Source organism: Streptomyces sp. MS191 (assembly GCF_008042125.1).
In the GTDB taxonomy this organism is placed as follows: Bacteria; Actinomycetota; Actinomycetes; order Streptomycetales; family Streptomycetaceae; genus Streptomyces.
This window is the reverse complement of record NZ_RDBI01000175.1, coordinates 1-1218: the sequence shown is the minus strand read 5'-3', so window position 1 is coordinate 1218 and position 1218 is coordinate 1. Positions and strand designations below refer to the sequence as shown.

2 protein-coding genes are annotated in these 1218 nt (G+C 73.0%); one reads left to right on the top strand and one right to left on the bottom strand.

Translation table 11 applies throughout. The features are described 5' to 3' along the window. Nucleotides 1–734, top strand: a 734-nt coding sequence (locus EAO71_RS36165; protein WP_261992517.1) for a polysaccharide deacetylase family protein, incomplete at its 5' end; no start/stop codon positions are given. 36 nt (nucleotides 735–770) lie between these two features. Here EAO71_RS36165 and EAO71_RS36160 read toward each other — a convergent pair. Then, nucleotides 771–1133, bottom strand: a complete 363-nt coding sequence (locus EAO71_RS36160; protein ID WP_147982038.1) for a MerR family transcriptional regulator — start codon at nucleotides 1131–1133, stop codon at nucleotides 771–773. Between the last annotated feature and the right edge of the window lie 85 nt (nucleotides 1134–1218).

Below are 1218 nucleotides of genomic sequence, written 5' to 3'. Positions count from 1 at the left end.
CGGCCACCGTGCGCGAGGCTCCCCCCACCCTGGCCCCGGGTCCCGGCGGCGTCACGCCCGTCTTCACGCGGCGCGCCCACGGCGCGGAGAAGGTCGTCGCGCTCACCTTCGACGCCGACATGACGGCCGATCAGGGACCGCGGGCGGCCGGCGGGGAGCGCTTCGACAATCCGCAGCTGATCGCCACCCTGCGGCGCCTGGGCGTCGACGCGACCGTCTTCATGACCGGCCGCTGGGCAGAGGAGTACCCGGACCAGGCCCGGTCCCTCGGCAACGACCCGCGCTTCGAGATCGCGAACCACTCCTACAGCCACTACTCCTTCGCCTCCCCCTGCTACGGCCTGCCGGCCGTGGCGCGCGACGCCATGGCGGCCGACGTGCGGCGGGCCTTCGCCGCGTTCCGCACGGCGGGCGCGCGCAACGTCGTGCCGTACTTCCGCTTTCCCGGCGGCTGCTACGACGACGAGGCCCTGCGGGCACTCGCGCCGACGAAGGTGACGGCGGTGCAGTGGGACGTGGTCAGCGGGGACGCCTTCGCCACGGACGGCGACGCCGTGGCGCAGCAGGTCCTCGACGGGGTGAAGCCCGGTTCGCTCGTGGTCATGCACTGCACCCGCAGCGCGGCGCCGGTCACGGAACAGGCGATCCGGCGGATCGTCCCTGAACTCCGGGCGAAGGGCTACCGCTTCGTGAAGGTCTCGGAGCTGATGCGCCGCCGGACGCCCGCCGGCTGAAGCGCGCGGACGCGCCCCGGCGGCGGTACCGATGCGTCAGCCGGCCGGGGCCGCTTCGAGGGGGCAGCCGGCGCCCACCCGGCTGACGAGTTCGGCCCGCAGCGCCGCGAGCTCGTCCATGCGGGCGTCGATGAGGCGGATCTTGTCCTCGAACAGTGCGGACAGGGTGTCCGCACTGTCCGGGCTGTCGCGCAGTTCCCCGCCGATCCGGGCGATCTCCGCCAGCGAGAAACCGAGCGTCTGGGCGGTGCGGACGTACAGCAGCCAGGCCACCGCCTCCGGCGGGAAGTCGCGGTAGCCGTTGGGCAGTCGCCGGCCCTCGACGAGGCCGAGCTTCTCGTAGAACCGGATGGCGTCCCTGGACACCCCCACCTGGGCGGCGAGTTCGCCGATGCGCATGCACCCTCCGTGATGAGTCGGGCTTGACCTTGGAGCGTAGTCCCCTGTCTAGCGTGAGCGTCGCCGTCCCGAGACAGAGGAGACC